The sequence below is a fragment of the Aliivibrio sp. 1S128 genome, from assembly GCF_001691065.1.
GTDB lineage: Bacteria > Pseudomonadota > Gammaproteobacteria > Enterobacterales > Vibrionaceae > Aliivibrio.
Window position 1 is genome coordinate 175,409 of sequence record NZ_MAJV01000001.1, and the last position, 15,460, is coordinate 190,868.

A 15,460-nucleotide genomic window follows, 5' to 3' on the forward strand; every position below is an offset into this window, starting at 1 on the left:
AAATCCGACGTCATGCGTCGGATTTTTTGTATTTATTGATTCTACGCTTAGTCAGTCAATTTAAGTACGGTAAAGCACTTTAATTACATGCCAACCAAATTTGGTTTTCACTAAATGAGGAACTAACGTTTCACCACTAAAGCACACTTTATCAAACTGCGGTACCATTTGGCCTTTTTTAAACTCACCCAAATCGCCCCCTTTTTTACCAGAAGGACAGCTAGAGTATTTCTTCGCTAGCACATGAAATTTTGCGCCTTTGTTTAGCTGTTTGATGATGTCTTCAGCTTGTTCTTTATGTTTTACAAGAATATGTAGTGCTGATGCTGTATTAGCCATGAATGCCTCAAGATAATGTCATTATAAATATCACGTAATTATACCGTTTATCCTTATACAAATGATACCCTCACCTTTCAATGCAGTCTCAAAAAAACTACAATAGTCTTTATAAAAAGAAACTCAATTTAACCAATTAAAGGCTGGCATAGATGAAAAGTAAGGCGAACCAATCACAAGGTATGTTGCTATTCAAACTTACGTTAACTCAACGTTTTGCTATTGGTACATTAAAAGTTCGCGAGATCGTTCCCTTCCAAGTATTAACGTCTATCCCTTATTCTCATCATCATGTATTAGGAACAGCAACAAATCGAAATATGGCGATTCCAATTATTGATATGTCTGCTGCTGTGGGCTTTAGACCGCTTCACAAAGAAGAATTAAAAGACTGCTATATCATTATCACAGACTGTATGCGAACGGTTGTAGGGTTTGCAGTTAGAGCAATAGATAAAATTATTGAATGTGACTGGAAGACAATTGAAGCTTCGCCTGAAACCGCAGGTTCCAATGTTTTTGTCACGGGGATCACTCGAGTTGACGATAAAATAGTTCAACTGTTAGATGTTGAACTTCTATTATCTAAAATCTACCCCGAAGATACATCGAACCTTTACCCAATATTAGCCGATGTAGAAAGAGAAAAACTCAAAGCACTTAATATTCTATTGGTTGATGATTCCTTTGTAGCACGTAAGCAACTATCAACCGCTTTAGACAGTATTAATATTATTTATCATGTCGCTACAAATGGCCTTGATGCTTATGAAATGCTAAAACGAGCTGCAGAAGAAAATAACCCATTTGATATCGTAGTTAGTGACATTGAGATGCCAGGATTAGATGGCTATGAATTGGCCTTTGAAATTCAAAATGATGCAAAATTAAAAGACGCTTACGTTATCCTTCATACTTCTCTTTCTAGTGAAATATGTGTTGAACAAGCGAAACAAGTTGGTGCTCATGAAGCTCTCACTAAGTTTGAAGCAACGGAATTAGTTCAAGCTATGTTACGTGGTGCTAACCACAATAAAAAACGAGTCGCCTAAGCAATAGAGTGAGCTACAGCTTACTCGATATAAAAAAGCCGCGTTAATCTTCATAATATAAAGATTAATGCGGCTTTTTTGTATTTTAAATCAGTGGTTTTAAGTAATTAAAAGTATAAACGAATCACTGAAACCGCAACACAGCCTGGTCGGCGACATTTTTCAATTTCAACTTTTACTTCAGTTTCAATTTCTAAACCACGTTTGATCGGTGTTACTGACATGAGTGTGCTTCTAGCACGGATTCGTTTACCTGCTTTTACAGGATATGGAAAACGTACTTTGTTTAAGCCGTAATTCACTGTCATTTTCGCAGTAGGAAATAATAAATTATCACTACCTACGTTATCTGTTAATTTAGATAGCATTGAAAGCGTTAAAAAGCCATGAGCAATAGGGGTTTTAAATGGGGATTCTGCTGATGCTCTTTCTGGATCGGTATGGATCCATTGCATATCTTCGGTGACAGCACCGAACTGATTAATACGTTCTTGATCCATCATTGACCAGTCGCCAATGTGGATTTCTTCGCCCAAACGAGCGTTTAACTCTTCAAATACAGCTTGAGTATCTAGATTCATTTCTATTGGCTCAGGTTGAACTACCTCTTGCTGTGATCCATTTACAGCGCGTTTGTGCTCTTTAACCCATGAAATAATGTGAATATTATTGGCTTTCTGTAAAAATTCAATCCAGTAATCCTTAATGGTTGGTGACATCCAGTCTTTTAATTCAAACGGATGTTTAGCCAGATATTCACGCTTATGCTTTAGAAAATCGACAACCTTCATAGAGAAACCTTATTTGATATCTAATCGTAAAAACAATGCTTAGTAAGTGCCAGAACTATAATTGTGTTACACATCACGTTTTTATGCAAACACTTTCCTAGCTTACAAGCGTTCGCTAGAACATACATTATCCTTAGTAAACATAAACTTGACGATAATGAACACTGTTCAAAAAAGATCAATAATGAGAACTAAAACTCATTAATATTATTAAAATGTCCAAGAACACATATTAAATAAACCAATCACAAAAAATACAGAACAACCAAACTGTAACAATTTCTTCCGTACCTCTATTAATATTTAGTGCAAATTTGATGATAATTCCAATATTTATTACATTTTATACATAAAACCCTCTAGCTAATGTAAGCATAGAGGGCTTTGTGAATATCATAAATGGAGGTTTAGTTAGACAATAGCTAACTGAAAACCTTAACCGCGATAATAACGCTGAGGTACAAACGGCATTTTTTCAACGGTCATTGCTAATTTTTTGCCTCGAACTTCAGCGAACACTTCAGTGCCAATAACAGCAAGATCGGTTCTTAAGTATCCCATTGACACCGGTTTACCTGCTGTCGGACCTGCAGTACCAGAAGTGATCACACCAATTTCAGTATCATTTGCATCGAACAATTTACAGCCCTCACGAACAGGGGCTTTAGTTTGACCAACCAAACCAACTCGTTTGCGGTTCACATCTTTGGTTTCTATTTGCTTAAGAATGATATCAGCACCAGGGAAACCACCGGCTCTTTCACCATCCGCACGACGGTTCTTACTAATACCCCACAACAAACTTGCTTCAACTGGTGTGGTAGTGGTATCTAAATCATGACCATATAAGCACAGACCGCACTCTAAACGCAGTGAATCACGCGCACCAAGGCCAATCCACTCTACTTCTTCGAATGACGTTAACGTCTCAGCTAGTTCTGCTGCTTTATCATTGGGTACAGAAATTTCATAACCGTCTTCGCCAGTATAACCAGAGCGGCTAACATAGCATTCGATGCCATTAATATCGATTGTGATTGAATCCATGAACAACATGTTTGCCACAACAGGTTGAAGTCTTGATAATACATCTGCGGCTTTTGGTCCTTGAAGTGCTAATAATGCGCGATCATCAATCACTTCAAGTTCAACACCTTTTGGTAAGTGTGCTTGCAAATGCGCAATATCTTGTTCTTTACATGCCGCATTCACCACCACAAACAGATGATCACCAAAATTAGCCACCATCAAATCATCCATGATGCCGCCTTCTTCGTTAGTGAAGAACGCATAACGTTGTTTTTGAGAAGGAAGGTCAATAATATCAACCGGAACCAATGCTTCTAATGCAGCCGCTGCGCCCTCACCTTTTAATCGCAGTTGTCCCATGTGAGATACATCAAACAACCCTGCCGAATCTCGTGTATGAAGGTGTTCTTTTTTCACACCAAGTGGGTATTGGACTGGCATATCATAACCGGCAAATGGCACCATTTTTGCGCCAGCAGCTACGTGCATATTAAAAAGTGCAGTTTTATTTAGTTGTTCTGACATTCTTCTTTCTCCATGTGCCATCACTGGCTGATTTAGTCGTTATTGTTCTAATTAAGTAAGCGTTTATTGATTACGTATTATTTGGCCGTAACCCAGAGAATTTGAGCGTCTTCTTCACTGATTGAAATAAGCACGTGACCCATGCTTGCCTCATAATAAACACTGTCCCCTACCGCTAAATTAACAGGTTCATAGAATTCGCTGTAAAAACAAACTTCTCCTTCTAGAACCAATAAAAACTCTTCTCCGTCATGACGAACCCATTCTGCGTAGGCATTAAAATCTCGAGCACGTATGCGGCTTTTAAATGGCATCATTCTTTTGTTGGATAATTGCGTCGCCAGCAGTTCATGTTCATAAGTGGCCGTTGGATGCGGCTTACCTTGACCTGCCAGTGTGATATCTCGTCTTCCTACCGCGCCTTTTTTCTTTGGCGGCTCAAATATTTGCGGGATATCAATATCCAATCCACTGGCTAGCTTTTGCAACGCCTGAAATGTGGGGGATATTTGTTCATTTTCTATTTTTGATAACGTTGAACGAGCCAAACCCGTTCGCTTGCTGGCTTCTTCAAGCGTCAATCCAAGCTGAATACGAATGTCTTTTAATCTTTTACCAAGATCGAGAGGAGCAATCGGTTGCTCTTCGTTATTTTTCTCTATTTTAACGATTTTAGCCTCTGTCATTATATTCCTTGGTTCACTCAAGTGGCTCTCCTTGCTCATTAAGCATCCAAATAGCGCTCTTAATATTCACTTTACAGAGGAAAATTGCGAGAGAAAAGGCAACAAGGATGCTCAAATAGTGCGCTAGGTAGCAAAACGGGAAACAAAGTTTCTTATTGGAAACTTCGACGTTGAATGTTGCATTTCACACTTGTATGTTTATCAGATGTAATGTGATGGATGTAATTAATACCGCCCTCACTTCTGATTTCACTTAATGCTAATTTGCTAATAGCAACTCACACTGGAGAAGAATCATGGAAAAAGATCTTAAATTTACAGCAAGCCACGAATGGGTACGTGAAAATGGCGACGGTACGGTAACAGTTGGTATCTCAAACCACGCTCAAGGCTTACTTGGTGATGTTGTATTTGTAGACTTACCTGACGTTGATGACGAAGTAACAGCAGGAGAAAACTTCTCTTTGGTTGAATCAGTTAAAGCCGCTTCTGACATTTACGCACCTATTTCTGGTGTGATTGTAGAAATCAATGAAGAGCTTGAAGACAGTCCTGAGCTTGTTAACGAAGAACCGTATGAAGGTGGTTGGATTGCTAAAATCAAACTGTCTGATGAAGGCCAACTAGAAAGCTTAATTCCTGGCGATCAATACCTTGAAAGCATCGAAGAAGAATAAAAATAACAAAAAGGATTAAGATCATGAGTCAGCTTCTTCAACAATTAGGCACGGATAACGAGTTTATTCGTCGCCACAATGGTCCCGCTTCTTCACAGCATCAACATATGCTCAATACGGTTGGCGCTGAAACACTAGAAAAATTAATCGAAGAAACCGTACCAAGCTCAATTCGTTTGCCTCAGCCAATGCAATTACCTCACGGCCTTTCTGAAAATGCCATGCTTGCTGAGTTAAAACAAATCGCTCAACAAAACACATTAAACACAAGCTACATCGGCCAAGGTTATTACAATACGCACACACCTAATGTGATTTTACGTAATGTATTCGAAAACCCAGGTTGGTACACCGCTTACACGCCATATCAACCTGAGATTTCTCAAGGTCGTTTAGAAGCATTACTTAATTATCAACAAATGGTAATGGATTTAACAGGCCTTGATATTGCTAACGCATCTCTTCTTGATGAAGCCACCGCAGCAGCAGAAGCCATGACACTGTGTAAACGTGGTGGTAAAAACAAGAGCTCGACTTTCTTTGTGGCAGATGATGTTCACCCACAAACCTTAGCGGTAATCAAAACTCGAGCGAAATTCATCGGTTTTGACGTTGTTGTTGATACTGACTCAAATTTAGATTCACATGATGTGTTTGGTGCATTGCTTCAATACCCGGGAACCACGGGTGAAGTTAAAGATCTAACAACATTGATCGACCAAGCGCACGCTAAGAAAACCTTAGTGGTTGTGGCTACCGACCTGCTTGCTTCAGTACTACTTAAACCTGTTGGTGAAATGGGTGCGGATATAGCAATTGGTAGCGCACAACGCTTTGGTGTTCCAATGGGATACGGCGGTCCACACGCTGCATTCATGGCAACACGTGAAAAACTAAAACGTTCTATGCCGGGTCGTGTGATTGGGGTGTCTATTGATTCAAAAGGCAATCAAGCGCTGCGTATGGCAATGCAAACGCGTGAGCAGCATATTCGTCGTGAAAAAGCGACATCAAATATTTGTACGGCTCAAGCTCTGCTTGCAAATATGGCCTCTTTCTACGCGGTATATCATGGTCCTGAAGGATTAAAAACTATCGCTCGTCGTGTGCATCATTTCACGGCTATCGTAGCAAAATCTCTGCAATCAGCAGGGTTTGAATTAACACATCAACACTTCTTTGATACGTTAACGGTTAAGACAGAACAACAAACTGACATTCTTTACACCAAAGCACTCGCTGCAAGTATCAACCTACGTAAATTTGATACTGAACTTGGCATTAGCTTTGATGAAACCACCACGGTTTCTGATTTAGTGGCGTTACTCGCTGTATTTGGTGTTGATAACGCAGAGTGTGACAGCTTATCAAATGATATTGGTCAAGATGAGTTTGCTGCAATCCCTGAAGCGTGTCGTCGTACTTCATCGTTCTTAACTCATCCAGTGTTCAATACGCATCACAGCGAAACACAAATGCTGCGTTATTTGAAAAAACTGGAAAACAAAGATTTCTCATTAACTCACGGCATGATCCCACTAGGATCTTGTACCATGAAGTTAAATGCTGTGGCTGAAATGCTTCCCGTCACGTGGCCTGAGTTTGGTGGTATTCACCCATTCGCACCACTTAACCAAGCGGCAGGTTACACAACCTTAGCAACGTCTCTAAAATCGATGCTGTGTGAAATCACAGGCTACGATGATTTTTCTCTGCAACCGAACTCAGGCGCATCTGGTGAATACGCAGGATTAATTGCGATTCAACGTTACCATGAAAGCCGTAACGAAGGTCACCGTAACGTGTGCTTGATCCCAAACTCTGCTCACGGAACTAACCCTGCAACCGCTTCAATGGTGTCAATGAAAGTGGTTGTCGTTAAATGTGATGATAACGGCAATATCGACATGATCGATTTGGCTGAGAAAATCGCTAAGCACCAAGAAAACCTATCAAGCATCATGATCACTTACCCTTCTACACACGGTGTATATGAAGAGCAAGTACGTGAAGTGTGTAACATGGTTCATGAAGCAGGTGGTCAAGTGTACCTTGATGGTGCCAACATGAATGCACAGGTTGGTTTAACCAGTCCGGGTTTTATTGGCTCTGATGTTTCTCACCTAAATTTACATAAAACGTTCTGTATTCCGCATGGCGGTGGTGGTCCGGGTATGGGTCCTATCGGTGTTAAATCGCACCTAGCCCCTTTCCTTCCGGGTCACTCTGAAAATGGCGTTCAAGGTCCAGATTATGCGGTTTCTGCTGCGGATCTAGGCAGTGCCTCTATTCTTCCTATTTCATGGGCATACATTGCGATGATGGGTGAAATGGGTCTGACTGAAGCGACTAAAGTGGCTATTTTGAATGCGAACTACGTAATGGAGCGCTTACGTCCTCACTACCCTGTTTTATACCGTGGTACGAATGGTCGAATTGCTCACGAATGTATTATTGATATCCGTCCGCTTAAAGAAGCAACAGGGATCAGTGAAGAAGACATTGCGAAACGTTTGATGGACTTTGGTTTCCATGCACCAACCATGTCGTTCCCTGTTGCGGGGACGTTAATGATTGAGCCAACAGAATCTGAAGACTTAGCCGAATTGGATCGCTTCTGTGAAGCAATGATCGCAATCCGTGAAGAGATGAATAAAGTTCAGCAAGGCGAATGGCCGTTAGACAATAATCCGCTTGTGAATGCACCGCATACTCAAGTCGATCTAATGTCGAACGAGTGGGATCACCCATACACTCGTGAAGTGGCTTGTTTCCCATCAGCTCAAGCAAAAGCATCTAAATACTGGCCAACGGTAAACCGCGTTGATAACGTGTACGGTGACCGAAACTTAATTTGTTCTTGCCCAAGCATTGATAACTACGAAGAATAATACCCCGCAAATAATACCGATTATGAATACAATAAAGGCAAGCCAATTGGTTTGCCTTTTTCTTTCCTTAAAAGAAGCACATTATTAACTGGAAAATTGTTATTCTACATTCGATTATTTAAAGTAAAACATGACAAAGAACAATTTAGTGATATCATTCTCCTTCAAAAATACAGCTTATATCATGAAGTAAAACAAATAAAATAAAAAACCACTTTATATTAATCACTATGATTTCTTTCTATAGCTTCTCAACTTCTTTAGTTTCGCGATAGTTTTATTTACTGGATACCACCCTTGAAAACAAACCGCTTCCCTAGTGCATTACATATTTCACTTTTACACTTACTGTCCGTTTTAAAAAATAAATTGACATCAAGCAGCCATAATTCACAGTCATATTTTTATGATCTTTCAGCTATCGCACTATTGCTGCTGCCTTTAACACTCTCTAATGCGCTCGCTGTACTTTTAGGTCATACATTCCAACTTCTAGAATTACCATTTATCTCTGGGTTATGTTTTCATTTATCAAATTTACTGATTAATATTTACCCACTTTCATTCTGTATAGTTAGCAGTTATTACTTATCTCATAAGACAACCTTCAACAATGCGCTCTTTATTATTTATTCATTAACTCTTTTTTATCTTATCTCAATTGAAAGCGGCACCTTATCAACGTCTTATTATTTCCCAAACAACCCACTGCTCGCTTTACTAAGTGCTTTAATTACTTTTACGTACTGTACTCGCTTCAATTTACAACAATTAGAGCCACAAGCACCCGATTTTACCTCACGCCTGTTCAAACATGTGGCACACCTTTTCTTATTTATTAGCTTTACATTATTTCTTTCTAAAGTGACGGTTAAGGTAATTGAATTTTTCACTTCATTCATTAGTGGGATCAACCTTGATCCATTAACTTTCTCTGGTGGATTAATTTATCAAACCTTACTTGGTTTGTTAGGTGCTATCGGCATCAATGGCCACAATATGCTGTTTTCCATAAAGCAGACAATTTATTCTGCAACACAAGAAAACATGAGCGCTTGGACTGCAGGTGAAGCACCTCTTAATATCATTAGCCAAGGATTCTATGATGCCTTCATGTCGATGGGAGGCTCAGGCAACAGCATTAGCCTATTATTGTGTATTTTGATTTTTTCTAAAGAACGTAATCATATAATGTTAGCGTTAGCTGCTCTTCCATTGGTAATGTTTAACATTAATGAAGTATTGCTATTTGGTTTACCTATTATCTTTAATCCGCTTCTGATCATTCCATTTGTAGGTTTACCTTTAATTAGCTTTTTGATTACTTATCTATCAATTTCACTCGGGGTCATATCGCCTGTAGTCGATGTGGTCAATTGGATGACTCCTCCTCTCTTTAGCGGCTACATTGCGATGGGCAACAATATTGAGGGATCATTGCTACAGTTAATTATTATCATTGTCGGGATCTTTGTTTATCGCCCTTTCTATCTTTCTTTTGCGGGGAGATACTCTATTCGTTTAAAAGAGGCCATGTCAGATACTCTTGTAGAAAAAACTATTTTTACTAGCCTACTCGATAGTGTCAGAACGTCGGCGATGACCAGTTTAAATATGTCATCGGCTCAAAAGCGACTGGCTACCTTGCTCCACCAAGGTGAGTTAGTCATGCATTACCAACTTTTACAATCTGTGTTAGATAAGCACTTTTTCTCATTTGAGGCATTACTGCGTTATCACGACAATGCAGGAAAACTGCATCCACCGACGTTTATTTCTGACTTTCAATTGCTAAACATGATGCCAATGTTAGATAAGTTGGTTATTGATAAAGTTTTATTGGATATGCAACAAATGGCATTATCACCACAGCATCGAGTGGCTATCAATATCTCTGTTGCTTCCATTGAAAAGGCCGATTTTGTCTCTCATTTGTTATCACGACTAAACCACTTTTCTATTTCCCCCCTGTGGTTAGAACTTGAGATCACAGAAGAAGCGATTTTGAGTGATAATCTTCCTTTATTACAGACGATGGAAAACTTAAAATCACACGGGATAAAAATATCAATGGACGATTTTGGAACGGGTTACGCTTCCTTTCCCCATTTAAATAAATACCCGTTTGATAAAGTGAAACTTGATCGCTCATTACTGCTAGACGCAACCACCTCAAAAGGAAGGGAGTTGTATCAATTAATCGCAAAAATGGGCGAAATAGCTGACTGTGAAGTGGTCGCTGAAGGCGTTGAAACTCCAGAAGAATACGAGTTCGTTGCAAAATGTGGCGTTGATGCGGTACAAGGTTTTCTATTATCAAGACCAAAACCGCTCTCTGAAACATTAAAATTAATAGAACAGTATAAGCGCATGCGTTAATACTAAGGTCGAGTCATACTACTGCCACATCACTAACACGGCAGCGATAGCGATTAATATTAAGGCAAGTATGTCTTTTCTTTTTATGCGCTCTTTTAACCAAAATAAAGAGATCAACATAGTAAAGAACACCTCTACTTGTCCAAGTGTTTTTACTAGTGGTACCGTTTGTAATGACATGGCACTAAACCACCCTAACGAACCGATAAAACTGGCAATACTCGTCATAATGACTAACTTAGGTTTGGTAAACATCGTTTTTAGAGTAGAGCGATCTTTAACTAGCATGTAAGCTACGAGCACCAAGGTTTGGAGCGTGATAACCAACAATAGAACCCAAGCCGCACGATGAGGAAATGGAATATCAAGCGTTAGACTTGCCTCTCTAATCCATAATGAAGTGAGTGCGAATGAAGTGCTACACGCTAAACCAATCAAGGCCGTCTTTAATGAAAGGCTACGAATACCATCAGGGCAACTCAACATAAAAACCGCGATGGCTCCGACCGCGACACCTACCCAGCCCAACAATGACAATGAAGTACCAAAAAACAACACACCGAGAAAAGCTGCGACTGGCGCTTCGCTTTTTGCTAATCCGGCACCAATCGCAAAATTCTTTTGTTTAAACAATACCACCATCAATCCAGTCGCTATAATTTGCATTATCGATGCGCCAACAATGAATAGGTATGAGTAAGTAGTAAAAATAGGCAAAGAAACGGGCTGATAAATATAAAGGGATAACAGATAAAATGCAGCAAGCGGACTTGCCCATAAAAAACGTGACAGCGTCACTCCTGTCACATTCATTTCTTTACTTAAGCGACTCTGAAATGCGTTACGCCATGACTGACTAAATGCCGCCAATAAGGTAAAAAGTATCCAGCTCAAAATAATCCTTTATTTAGCATTTAATCTCAATAAAAACCAACTTAACTCTATTTTTGTAACATGGGAAGTAACTCTTCTCATTTAGTTAAATATAAAAAAACACATCCAAAATAGTAATTGAGAGCTACGCCACAAATACCTACGATTCTAATTTTTTAAATTGTAAATTCACAGATTATAAAATACATTCTTTTCTTTTGAAAACAATAGAGTAAATAGCAATGACAAGCTTCAAAGAGTACAAAGTCATTCACTTAGTGGAAGGCGGTTGTGGCACTATTTTCTTAGGCGCTAGTGGCGTTCCAATTCAAAAAATGGAAGCCGAACTAAACAAGTACGCCCAAGAAGGTTGGCAGCTAGCTTTTCAAATCGTAGAGCAAAAACGCTTTCTTCTTTTCTGGAAACGTGAAGCCGTTATTATTACATTAGGTCGTTAATGCTCGCACAACTATCAATTACTTTGATCCGTACCTACCAAAATAAAGGCGGATCAAAAAAGTTATTAAATATTGAATGTAACTTTGAACCTACTTGTTCTGAATATACAAAAAAATGTATTCAAAAATATGGAGCCTTCAAAGGCTGGAAGCTAGGATTACAAAGAATTAAACGTTGTAATCAACCTGATTTGGCTGAAATAATTTACGATGAGGTTCCATAATGAATTTTCTTATCAAGAAGAATGAATTAGAAGATAAAGAAGAACAACTAAGAAAACAAGTATCAGAGTTATCGGATGAAGATCGTAAAATCTACTATAAAGAGCAAGCACAACTCTTAAAAGACCCTGATACTTATGCAGCCTTAAACGTCTTATTCTTAGGCGGATTTCATCATTTATACTTAAATAAATACTTATGGTTCTTTGGGGAATTATTGTCTTTAGTTTTAGGGTTATTTTTGATTTTCTCTGGTGAAGAGTTTGGATTCTGCATATTAATCGCCATTGCGATTATTGAATTACCTCAACTGTTTTTCTCACAAAAAATCGCACGAGAGCACAACTATCAATTGTCGTACGCTCTCTTAGAAAAGATAAAAAATAAATTGTTTAATTAGGGCGCTTTCGTGCCCTATTTTATCATGGTTCTATAATCAGACGGTGTATACGTGGTTTTATTCTTAAATACTCGATAAAAGTAATTCACATCTTGAAAGCCGCAGCGTGTTGCCACTTCAGTCAATCTAAATGTATATTTCTTCAGCATAAATTTTGCACGTTCAATACGAACCCACGTAATGTAATCTGCCAATGTCATGTGTCCTTGTTGTCTAAACATTCTTGACAGATGATTTGGCGAAATGTTAAATCGATTCGCTATATTGCTTCTATCAATACTGCGATGGAAGTTTTCTTGAATATATATACATATCCCTTGATACAGATCTTCACTCCGTTTCTTCGGTGAAATCACGTCACTTGGTTCACCCAGCATTGCGTTACTGTAACTTAACAAAGCAAGTAGTAAGTGTTCATCCATCGGTTTTTTGTTTGGCTCTCTTGCTAGTGCATTTAGTGCTTCTAAAATGTTATCAATCGCATGACCTGTGCGAGTTTGAATACTGTATTTTTGGACATCATAAAATCCAGATTCACCCTTACGTTTACCCACCAAACTAAAACCAACTTGGCGACGGCCAAATAATAAGCTCAACACTGAACAATCTTCATCCCAACTTGGTTTATTCCAACAGTTTGGGGGAATATATAATGCATCTCCCGCCATCACTTTAATCTCTGTAATTCCAAGATCTGGGTCTTCAATTTGATTTAAATATTCACCACTAATAACCAATTCTAAACGAGGGAAGTTTACCTGATAACTAAATTGCGGTGGTGTGACTTTATCACCCGCAAACCAAATCTGATTAAAGCTTTCTCGTTCAGACAAAAGCGCTTCTAAAACACTATTAAATACAACAGCCATGCTTTCTCACATTAGAAATAACAAAAAACAAACGCTACTTTTATCCACTAAGCCATTCAATAAGTAACAAATAGAAAACAAAAAACAAACCATATAAAGATAAAAATTGAACGTAACTATATATTTATTAGAAACTTTTTTGATTCGTACATTATAGGCATTTCGATTTATAAAAATAAGATCTTAATCACACTTGGAAGAAGGAGATACAATAATCCAGTAAATGTCTTTCTCACACACTTATCAATAAGTCTTATCGGATCCACACTATTCCCACTCAAGCAATCCACAAAAAATTGGGAATGAATCATGATAACCGACTTAATTAATGAACAGCTCATTTGTCTAAACCTCACAGCTAAAACCAAAGACGACGTTTTTACAGAGATGGCCAACACCTTACACAAACAAGGTCGCATCAGTGACAAACAACAATTTTTAGCGGATATCTATGCTCGTGAAGCATTAGGTAATACTGGATTTGAAGAAGGCGTTGCACTTCCTCATGCAAAAAGCGCAGCGGTAATTTCACCAGCAGTCATGATTGGTGTTAGCCAAGAAGGGATTGAATACGGTGCTGATGATGGTTTACCGTCACGATTATTCTTTATGATTGCATCTCCTGCTAATGGCGCAGACCACCACATTGAAGTATTAGCAGAACTTTCTTCTAAATTAATTGAAGATGGATTTATTGAAAAATTCATAAAGGCTACGTCTCCTAAAGCAGCATTGGAATTGCTTCTGCAAAAACCAGAAGAAGTAGACACAATTGAAGCAAATCAGGGCTTTCTTATTGGCGTCACTGGCTGTCCTGCCGGCATAGCACACACATATTTAGCGTGCGAAGCGCTTGAGAAAGGCGCAGCTGAATTAGGCTACAAAATTAAAGTTGAAACCAACGGTTCAATTGGCGTTAAAAACAGCCCTACCGCAGAAGAAATAGAACAGGCAGATGCCATTATTGTTGCTTGTGATAAGCAAGTTGACCTAACTCGCTTCGCTGGAAAGAAATTAATTCAAACCAATGTTAAAGCACCAATTAAAGATGCAAAAGGACTGATTACTCAATCTCTAACTCAACCACCTTTTGTTGCTGACGCTTCTTCTAATTCAAACGATACAAAAAACACGGCCTCTCAAACACGTTCAGACTTGTATCGCTACTTAATGAACGGCGTATCTCACATGATCCCGTTTGTTGTTACTGGCGGCTTATTAATCGCACTAGCTCTGGCATTAGGTGGCCAACCAACAGAAAGTGGCATGGCGATCCCACCTGGTAGTTTATGGAATAAAGTTCTTGATGTTGGTGTTGTTGCCTTTACGTTAATGATCCCCGTTCTTGCTGGTTATATTGCTTACGCCATTGCTGATCGTCCAGCATTAACACCTGGTCTGATCGGTGGTTGGATTGCCAACAACGGTTCTTTCTATGGTGCAGATGCAGGCACTGGTTTCATTGGTGCCATCATTGCCGGTTTACTGGTTGGTTACTTTGTTAAATTTATCGTAAGCATTAATTACCATAAATTTATCCAGCCTCTTGTGCCAATCATGATTGCTCCTATTGCTGGTTCATTGTTCATTTCTGGTTTATTCATCTTCGTTATTGGTGCCCCAATTGCAAGTTTGATGGATTCATTAACGATGCTTTTAACAAACTTAAGCACCGGTAATGTGGTTCTACTTGGTATCGTTCTTGGTGGTATGGCAGGCTTTGATATGGGTGGTCCATTCAACAAAGTCGCGTTCCTATTCTCTGTTGGCATGATAGCGAGTGGGCAAACTCAATTCATGGGTGCAATGGCGTGTGCAATCCCTGTAGCACCACTAGGTATGTCATTAGCAACCGTTATTGGGCGTAAATTCAATATCTTTGAATCATCAGAAATCGAAGCGGGTAAAGCCTCTGGTGCAATGGGCTTAGTGGGCATTTCTGAAGGCGCTATCCCATTTGCAGCACAAGATCCTATCTCTGTCATTCCTGCAAATATGCTTGGTTCTATGACAGCGGCAGTAATGGCCTTCTCATTCGGCATTACCAATAGCGTTGCTCATGGTGGTCCTGTCGTCGCTCTACTAGGCGCAATGAATAAACCAGTACTTGCTATCGCTTGTATGGCAACTGGTACGGTAGTGACCGCTCTTGTATGTATCTCTATTAAGAAGATGCGTCAAAACAAAAACGTAACGGTAGCAACTGCTTAATTATTTTGTGACACCATCGCCAACCTCCCCCTTTGTTTGATGGTGTCACCCCCCTAAT

General features: G+C 39.2%; 14 protein-coding genes. 8 read left to right on the forward strand and 6 right to left on the reverse strand.

Annotated features, from left to right (window positions below):
- Positions 1 to 60: 60 nt before the first annotated feature.
- Positions 61 to 339, reverse strand: coding sequence for a peptidylprolyl isomerase (locus A6E03_RS00770; protein WP_012551830.1), 279 nt, complete (start codon positions 337 to 339; stop codon positions 61 to 63).
- Positions 340 to 491: 152 nt separating this feature from the next.
- On the opposite strand from A6E03_RS00770, the gene A6E03_RS00775 reads away from it, so the two are divergent.
- The gene (locus A6E03_RS00775; RefSeq protein WP_065599970.1) at positions 492 to 1,391 is read left to right on the forward strand and encodes a chemotaxis protein; all 900 of its coding nucleotides are present in this window, start codon (positions 492 to 494) and stop codon (positions 1,389 to 1,391) included.
- Positions 1,392 to 1,498: 107 nt separating this feature from the next.
- On the opposite strand, the gene A6E03_RS00780 is transcribed toward A6E03_RS00775, so the two are convergent.
- From A6E03_RS00780 to A6E03_RS00790, 3 genes are all read right to left on the reverse strand, one after another.
- The gene (locus A6E03_RS00780; protein ID WP_065593537.1) at positions 1,499 to 2,182 is read right to left on the reverse strand and encodes a MaoC family dehydratase; all 684 of its coding nucleotides are present in this window, start codon (positions 2,180 to 2,182) and stop codon (positions 1,499 to 1,501) included.
- A 435-nt stretch (positions 2,183 to 2,617) separates the two neighbouring features.
- On the reverse strand, positions 2,618 to 3,736 hold the full coding sequence (gene gcvT, locus A6E03_RS00785) for a glycine cleavage system aminomethyltransferase GcvT (RefSeq protein WP_065599971.1): 1,119 nt from the start codon (positions 3,734 to 3,736) through the stop codon (positions 2,618 to 2,620).
- A gap of 77 nt (positions 3,737 to 3,813) precedes the next feature.
- Positions 3,814 to 4,422: a helix-turn-helix domain-containing protein gene (locus A6E03_RS00790; RefSeq protein WP_255310562.1), complete on the reverse strand. Its 609-nt coding sequence runs from the start codon at positions 4,420 to 4,422 to the stop codon at positions 3,814 to 3,816.
- 296 nt (positions 4,423 to 4,718) lie between these two features.
- Between A6E03_RS00790 and gcvH the strand changes: the two genes are divergently transcribed.
- The 3 genes from gcvH to A6E03_RS00805 all read left to right on the forward strand — a co-directional run bounded on the left by gcvH (position 4,719) and on the right by A6E03_RS00805 (position 10,369).
- Positions 4,719 to 5,099 carry a glycine cleavage system protein GcvH gene (gene gcvH / locus A6E03_RS00795; RefSeq protein ID WP_023604575.1) on the forward strand — a complete coding sequence of 127 codons (381 nt, stop codon included), beginning with the start codon at positions 4,719 to 4,721 and terminating at the stop codon, positions 5,097 to 5,099.
- 23 nt (positions 5,100 to 5,122) lie between these two features.
- Entirely contained in the window at positions 5,123 to 7,990 is a 2,868-nt protein-coding gene (gene gcvP / locus A6E03_RS00800; protein ID WP_065599973.1) for an aminomethyl-transferring glycine dehydrogenase, read from the forward strand.
- Between the two features lie 330 nt (positions 7,991 to 8,320).
- Positions 8,321 to 10,369 carry an EAL domain-containing protein gene (locus A6E03_RS00805; RefSeq protein ID WP_141677211.1) on the forward strand — a complete coding sequence of 683 codons (2,049 nt, stop codon included), beginning with the start codon at positions 8,321 to 8,323 and terminating at the stop codon, positions 10,367 to 10,369.
- An 18-nt stretch (positions 10,370 to 10,387) separates the two neighbouring features.
- On the opposite strand, the gene A6E03_RS00810 is transcribed toward A6E03_RS00805, so the two are convergent.
- On the reverse strand, positions 10,388 to 11,263 hold the full coding sequence (locus A6E03_RS00810) for a DMT family transporter (RefSeq protein WP_065599974.1): 876 nt from the start codon (positions 11,261 to 11,263) through the stop codon (positions 10,388 to 10,390).
- Positions 11,264 to 11,484: 221 nt separating this feature from the next.
- On the opposite strand from A6E03_RS00810, the gene A6E03_RS00815 reads away from it, so the two are divergent.
- From A6E03_RS00815 to A6E03_RS00825, 3 genes are read left to right on the forward strand one after another with little or no spacing between them, the layout of a single operon-like run.
- Positions 11,485 to 11,700 (forward strand): DUF4177 domain-containing protein, encoded by a 216-nt coding sequence (locus A6E03_RS00815; RefSeq protein ID WP_065593531.1) that lies wholly within the window; start codon positions 11,485 to 11,487, stop codon positions 11,698 to 11,700.
- A complete protein-coding gene (gene yidD / locus A6E03_RS00820; RefSeq protein WP_065599975.1) occupies positions 11,700 to 11,924 on the forward strand; it encodes a membrane protein insertion efficiency factor YidD in 225 nt (74 codons plus the stop codon). The genes A6E03_RS00815 and yidD overlap by 1 nt, the downstream gene beginning before the upstream one ends.
- On the forward strand, positions 11,924 to 12,322 hold the full coding sequence (locus tag A6E03_RS00825) for a hypothetical protein (RefSeq protein ID WP_065599976.1): 399 nt from the start codon (positions 11,924 to 11,926) through the stop codon (positions 12,320 to 12,322). The genes yidD and A6E03_RS00825 overlap by 1 nt, the downstream gene beginning before the upstream one ends.
- A gap of 14 nt (positions 12,323 to 12,336) precedes the next feature.
- Here A6E03_RS00825 and A6E03_RS00830 read toward each other — a convergent pair whose 3' ends face one another.
- The gene (locus tag A6E03_RS00830; protein ID WP_065593528.1) at positions 12,337 to 13,191 is read right to left on the reverse strand and encodes a helix-turn-helix transcriptional regulator; all 855 of its coding nucleotides are present in this window, start codon (positions 13,189 to 13,191) and stop codon (positions 12,337 to 12,339) included.
- A 309-nt stretch (positions 13,192 to 13,500) separates the two neighbouring features.
- Between A6E03_RS00830 and A6E03_RS00835 the strand changes: the two genes are divergently transcribed.
- The gene (locus tag A6E03_RS00835; RefSeq protein WP_065593527.1) at positions 13,501 to 15,402 is read left to right on the forward strand and encodes a fructose-specific PTS transporter subunit EIIC; all 1,902 of its coding nucleotides are present in this window, start codon (positions 13,501 to 13,503) and stop codon (positions 15,400 to 15,402) included.
- Positions 15,403 to 15,460: the final 58 nt, after the last annotated feature.

Excerpts from the sequence above, each read along its gene's own strand:
- A6E03_RS00770 (WP_012551830.1), bottom strand. The coding sequence starts at position 339 with ATGGCTAATACAGCATCAGCACTACATATTCTTGTAAAACATAAAGAA.
- A6E03_RS00775 (WP_065599970.1), top strand. The coding sequence starts at position 492 with ATGAAAAGTAAGGCGAACCAATCACAAGGTATGTTGCTATTCAAACTT.
- A6E03_RS00780 (WP_065593537.1), bottom strand. The coding sequence starts at position 2,182 with ATGAAGGTTGTCGATTTTCTAAAGCATAAGCGTGAATATCTGGCTAAA.
- gcvT (WP_065599971.1), bottom strand. The coding sequence starts at position 3,736 with ATGTCAGAACAACTAAATAAAACTGCACTTTTTAATATGCACGTAGCT.
- A6E03_RS00790 (WP_255310562.1), bottom strand. The coding sequence starts at position 4,422 with ATGACAGAGGCTAAAATCGTTAAAATAGAGAAAAATAACGAAGAGCAA.
- gcvH (WP_023604575.1), top strand. The coding sequence starts at position 4,719 with ATGGAAAAAGATCTTAAATTTACAGCAAGCCACGAATGGGTACGTGAA.
- gcvP (WP_065599973.1), top strand. The coding sequence starts at position 5,123 with ATGAGTCAGCTTCTTCAACAATTAGGCACGGATAACGAGTTTATTCGT.
- A6E03_RS00815 (WP_065593531.1), top strand. The coding sequence starts at position 11,485 with ATGACAAGCTTCAAAGAGTACAAAGTCATTCACTTAGTGGAAGGCGGT.
- yidD (WP_065599975.1), top strand. The coding sequence starts at position 11,700 with ATGCTCGCACAACTATCAATTACTTTGATCCGTACCTACCAAAATAAA.
- A6E03_RS00825 (WP_065599976.1), top strand. The coding sequence starts at position 11,924 with ATGAATTTTCTTATCAAGAAGAATGAATTAGAAGATAAAGAAGAACAA.
- A6E03_RS00830 (WP_065593528.1), bottom strand. The coding sequence starts at position 13,191 with ATGGCTGTTGTATTTAATAGTGTTTTAGAAGCGCTTTTGTCTGAACGA.
- A6E03_RS00835 (WP_065593527.1), top strand. The coding sequence starts at position 13,501 with ATGATAACCGACTTAATTAATGAACAGCTCATTTGTCTAAACCTCACA.